Annotated in this window: 1 protein-coding gene; it reads left to right on the top strand. The window is 75.7% G+C overall.

Annotated features, from left to right (window positions below):
- Nucleotides 1–6110 (top strand): non-ribosomal peptide synthetase (locus MHW47_RS30705; protein ID WP_239227143.1); only part of this gene is annotated, 6110 nt, incomplete at both ends.

Below are 6110 nucleotides of genomic sequence, written 5' to 3'. Positions count from 1 at the left end.
ACCGCCCGCGCCCCCTGGGTCCGCGAGGCCGCCGCCACCCTGCCGCTCCTCGTCCTCGACGCCCGCGGCCGGCTGCTGCACGGTGCCCCCGAGCGGCCCGGACCGCTGCCCGCGCCCGGCAGACCCGACCGGCTCGCGTACGTCATGTTCACCTCCGGTTCCACCGGGCTGCCCAAGGGCGTCGGCGTCACCCACGCCGACGTGCTCGCCCTCGCCGCCGACAGCGCCTGGCACGACGGCGTGTCCGACGCCGTCCTCATGCACTCCGCCCACGTCTTCGACGCCTCCACCTTCGAGATCTGGGTGCCCCTCCTCAACGGCGGCCGGGTGGTCGTCGCCCCCGGCGGCGTCCTGGAGGCACCCACCGTCCGCGAGGCGGTGCGCCGGCACGGGATCACCGCGCTGTTCCTCACCACCGCCCTGTTCAACGTCATGGTGGAGGCCGATCCGGAGGTGTTCACCGGGCTGCGTGTGGTCGCCGCCGGCGGCGAGGCCGCCACCCCCGGACTCATGCAACGCGCCGCGGCGGCGTCCCCCGGCATGCTCGTCCTGCACGTCTACGGCCCCACCGAGACCACCACCTTCGCCACCCGTCACCCCGTCACCGCCGACGGCGGCGGTGTGCCGCCCATCGGACGGCCCCTGGACGGCATGAGCCTCCACGTCCTCGACGACGCCCTCGCACTCGTCCCGCCCGGCGTGGTCGGCGAGCTGTACGTGAGCGGCCACGGCGTCGCCCGCGGCTACCAGGGGCGCGCCGCGCTCACCGCCGCCCGCTTCGTCGCCGACCCCTACGGCCCGCCCGGCACCCGCATGTACCGCACCGGGGACCTGGTGCGCTGGACCGCCGAAGGCACCGTCGAGTACGTCGGCCGGGCGGACGGCCAGGTCAAACTGCGCGGATTCCGCATCGAACCCGCCGAGACCGAGCACGCCCTGCTCACCGACCCGGACGTACGCGGCGCCTGCGTCGTCGTCCGCGAGGACACCCCCGGCGACCGCAGACTCGTCGGCTACGTCGTGCCCGCGCCCGGCTCCCGCCCGGACGTCGCCGCCCTCGCCCGCCGCGTCGGACGCACCCTGCCCGCCTACATGGTGCCGTCCGCCTTCGTCGTGCTGGATGCCCTGCCGCTCAACCCCAACGGCAAGGTCGACCGCCGCGCCCTGCCCGCGCCCCGGACCGCCACCGGCACCGGCCGCGCCCCGCGCACCGCGTACGAGGAGGTCCTGGCCGGGCTGTTCGCCGACGTCCTGGGGGTGGGCGCGGTCGGCATCGACGACAGCTTCTTCGCGCTGGGCGGCCACTCGCTGCTCGCCACCCGCCTCACCGGCCGGGTCCGCACGGCCCTCGGCGTCGAACTCGCCCTCCCCACGCTCTTCGAGCACCCCACGGTCGCCTCGCTGGCCGCCGTGCTCGACACCGCCCGGGCCGCCCGGCCCGTCCTCACGCCCCAGCCCCGCCCCGACGTCCTGCCGCTCTCCCACGCCCAGCGGCGCCTGTGGTTCCTCAACCGGTCCGAGGAGCCCGGCGACACCTACAACGTGCCGCTCGTCCTCGACCTCGAAGGCCCCCTGGACACCGGAGCGCTGCGCGGCGCCCTGGCCGACGTCGTCGCCCGGCACGAGAGCCTGCGCACCCTCTTCGCCGCCCGCGAAGGCGTCCCCCACCAGCGCGTCACCGCCCCCGAGGACGCCGCCTCGCTCGTCCCCCTCGCCGTCGAACACCCCCCGGCGGACGGGGACACGGACGCCTGGGAGACGGAGACGGTACGCCGGCTGAGCACCGCCCCCTTCGACCTCGGCCGGGACGCCGCCGTCCGCGCCCACCTGCTGTGCCCGGCGCCGGACCGGCACGTCCTGGTGCTCGTCCTGCACCACATCGTCGCCGACGGCTGGTCCCTCGCCCCGCTCACCCGCGACCTGGCCACCGCGTACCGGGCCAGGACCGACGGCAGCGGCACCCCCGACTGGGCACCGCTGCGCGTGCAGTACGCCGACTACACGCTCTGGCAGCGCCACGTCCTCGGCGACGACGGCGACCCGGACAGCCCGGCCGCCCGGCAGACCGCCTTCTGGCGCGAGGCGCTGCACGGCGCCCCCGGACTGCTCGACCTGCCCCTGGACCGGCCGCGCCCCGCGACCCCCAGCCACCGGGGCGCCTCCGTCCCCTTCGCGCTGCCCGCACCGGCGCACGCCGCGCTCGTCCGGCTCGCCCGCACCGCCGGCTGCACCCCGTTCATGGTGCTCCAGGCGGCCCTCGCCGTGACGCTCGGCGCGCACGGCGCCGGCACCGACATCCCGCTGGGCACCGCCGTCGCCGGGCGCACCGACGAAGCCCTGGACGACCTCGTCGGCTTCTTCGTCAACACCGTCGTCCTGCGCACCGACCTGTCCGGCGACCCGACATTCGGTGAACTCCTCGACCGGGTCAAACGGTTCGACATCGAGGCCCTCGGCAACAGCGACCTGCCCTTCGAACGGATCGTGGAGGCCCTCAACCCGGAACGGTCCGGCGGCCACCACCCCCTGTTCCAGACCATGCTCGTCCTGCAGAACCAGGAACGGGCCGAACTCGCCCTGCCCGGCATCACCGTCCGCGACCGGTCCCGCCACCACGGCGGCAGCAAGTTCGACCTGACCTTCTCCCTGACGGAGCACACCGAGCACGGCGACGAGACCGACCCCACCGGGGCCGGCGGCATCGGCGGCTACCTCGAATACGCCACCGACCTCTTCGACGCCGCCACCGCCCGCGCCCTCTGCGACCGCTTCGCCCGCGTCCTCACCCAGGCCGTGACCGACCCGGACCGCCCCATCGGCGACCTGGACCCGCTCACCCCCGCCGAACGGGACGCCCTGCTGGCCCAGGGGCGCGGCACGGACCGGCTGCTGCCCGCCACCACCGCCCCCGAGGCGGTCCGGGAACACGCCCGGCGCACCCCCGACGCCCTCGCCGTACGCGACGAGCACACCCGGCTCACCTACGCCGAACTCGACGCACGGGCCGACGCCCTCGCCCACGCCCTGCGCGCGCACGGCGCCGGCCGGGAGACCCGCGTCGCCGTCGCCGCGCCGCCCTCCGCCGACACCGTCGTCGCCATGCTCGCCGTGCTGCGCTCCGGCGCCGCCTACGTACCGGTCGACCCGGGATACCCGCCGGCCCGCATCCGCCACATGCTGGACGACGCCGACCCCGTCCTCGTCCTCACCACCGGACAGGCACACGCCGGACTGCCCCTCGGCGACACACCGTGGCTCGCCCTCGACACCCCGCCCGCCCACCCCGAACACCCGGTGCCGCTCCCCGACGCACCGCATCCGGCGGACCCGGCGTACGTCGTCTTCACCTCCGGGTCCACCGGCCGCCCCAAGGGCGTCGTCGTCACCCACGCCGCCCTGGCCAACCACATGGCCTGGATGGCCCGGCACCTGACGCTCACCCCGGACGACCGGGTACTGGCCCGCACCTCCACCAGCTTCGACGCCTCCGTGTGGGAGGTGTGGCTGCCGCTGACGCACGGCGCCGAGGTGTGCGTGCTGCCCGCCGGGGCCAACACCGAACCGGCCGCCCTGGTCACCTGGATGAGCCGGTTCGGCGTCACCGTCGCCCAGTTCGTCCCCTCGCACCTGGCGCTCGTCCTGGCCGACGCCGGCCACGCCGCGCCGCTGCCCGCCCTGCGCGCCGTCCTGTGCGGCGGGGAGCCCCTGCCGCGCGCCCTCGCCGAGGACACCGAGACCCGGTGGCAGGTGGAGGTGCACAACCTCTACGGCCCGACCGAGACCACCATCGACGCCACCGCCCACCGCGTCCCCGCCGTACCGGACACCCCGTACGAGACGGTGCCGATCGGGCGGCCCGTCGACACCATGCGCGCCCACGTCCTGGACCACCGGCTGCGGCCCGTCCCGCCCGGCGTCACCGGAGAGTTGTACCTGTCCGGCCCCAACCTCGCCCGCGGCTACCTGAACCGGCCCGGCACCACCGCCGCACGGTTCGTCGCCGACCCCTTCGACGGCACCGGCGCCCGCATGTACCGCACCGGCGACCTCGTCCGGTGGACCGCGAACGGGCTGCTCGACTACGTGTCCCGTGCCGACGACCAGGTCAAACTGCGCGGCTTCCGCATCGAACCCGGCGAGATCGAGGCCGCCCTGCTCGCCGAACCGGCCGTCGGCGCCGCCTGCGCGGTGATCCGGGAGGACACCCCGGGCGACCGCCGCCTCGTCGCCTACGCCGTCACCACCGACCCCGCCGCACACCCCGCGGCCCTGCGCGCGGCCCTCGCCGAGGCGCTGCCGCACTACATGGTGCCCGCCGCCGTCGTCGTCCTGGACCAGCTGCCCCTGCTGCCCAACGGTAAGACCGACCGGCGCGCCCTGCCCCGCCCCGACGACACCCCGGAGACCGTGACCGGCGCCACCGGGCCGCGCACCCCGCGCGAGGACCTGCTCGCCGGGATCTTCGCCGAGGTGCTGGGCCGCCCCGGCGTCGGCCCGCACGACAGCTTCTTCGACCTCGGCGGACACTCGCTCCTGGCCATGCGCGTCGTCAGCCGCGTCCGCACCGTCCTCGGCGCCGACCTCGCCGTACGCACCCTGTTCGAACACCCCACCGCCGCCGGCCTCGCGCGGGTGCTCGACACCCGGGAACGCTCCCGGCCGCCCGTGCGCAGGGCCGCCGAGCGGCCCGACCCGCTGCCCCTGTCCCACGCCCAGCGCCGGCTCTGGTTCCTCAACCGGCTCGAAGGCCCCGGCTCCGACTACAACATCCCGCTCGTCCTCGACATCGAAGGCCCCCTGGACACCGACGCGCTGCGCGCCGCCCTCCGCGACGTCGTGGAACGGCACGAGTCCCTGCGCACCGTCTTCCCCGAACGCGACGGCGTGCCCGAGCAGCAGGTGCTGCCCACCGAGGCCGTCACCCCCCGGCTGCCCGTCGAGAGCACCGCGCCCGCCCGCCTCGAAGCGGCCGTCCTGGACGCCGTGAGCGAGCCGTTCGACGTGCTCACCGACCCGCCGCTGCGCGTCCGGCTGCTGCGCACCGCGCCCGGCCACCACGTCCTCGTCCTCGTCCTGCACCACATCGCGGGCGACGGCTGGTCCCTCGCCCCGCTCGCCCGCCACCTCGGCGAGGCCTACCGGGCCCGGCTCGCCGGACGGGAACCGGAGACCGGCGCCACCCTCCAGTACGCCGACTACACCCTGTGGCAGCACACCCTGCTCGGCGACGCGGACACACCCGGCAGCCTGCTGCGCGCCCAGCTCGACCACTGGCACACCGCGCTCGCCGGACTGCCCGGCCTCATCGACCTGCCGCTCGACCGCCCGCGCCCCGCCACCACCGACCCCTCGGGCGCCGTCCACGCCTTCGACGTACCGGCCGCACTGCACACCGCGCTGCTGCGCGTGGCGAGGGAGACCGGCACCACCCTGTTCATGGTGCTCCAGGCGGCCGTCGCCACCCTGCTGCACCGGCACGGCGCGGGCGACGACATCCCGCTCGGCACCCCCGTCGCCGGCCGCACGGACGAGGCGCTGGAGGACCTCGTCGGGTTCTTCGTGAACACCCTGGTCCTGCGCACCGACCTGTCCGGCGCCCCCACCTTCACCGAACTCCTCACCCGCGTACGGGACTTCGACCTCGCGGCCTACGCACACCAGGACGTGCCCTTCGAACGGCTGGTGGAGAGCGTCAACCCGGTCAGGGCCCGCAACCACCACCCCCTGTTCCAGACCATGCTCGTCCTCCAGAACCAGGAGGCCGTCCGCCCCGAACTGCCCGGGCTCACCGTCGAGGACCGCCTCGTCCACAACGGCCTCAGCAAGTTCGACCTGACCTTCGCGTTCGGCGAGGAACACGGCCGGGGCGGCCTCACCGCCGGCATCGAGTACGCCACCGCCCTCTTCGACCGGGCCACCGCCGAAGCCCTCGCACACCGGCTGCTCCGGCTCCTCGAACAGGTCGCCGCCGACCCCGCCCGGCCGCTCGCGGACTACGACCTCCTCACCCCCGGCGAGCGCGCCCGCACCACGCGATGGGGCACCGGCCGCGCCCTGCCCGCCCCCGCCCCGGACACCACCCTGCCCGCCCTGTTCGCCGCGCAGGCCCG

This window comes from Streptomyces sp. OfavH-34-F (genome assembly GCF_022347745.1).
In the GTDB taxonomy this organism is placed as follows: Bacteria; Actinomycetota; Actinomycetes; order Streptomycetales; family Streptomycetaceae; genus Streptomyces.
The sequence above is the reverse complement of the archived record's forward strand: the minus strand, read 5'-3'. Positions and strand labels throughout refer to the sequence as shown.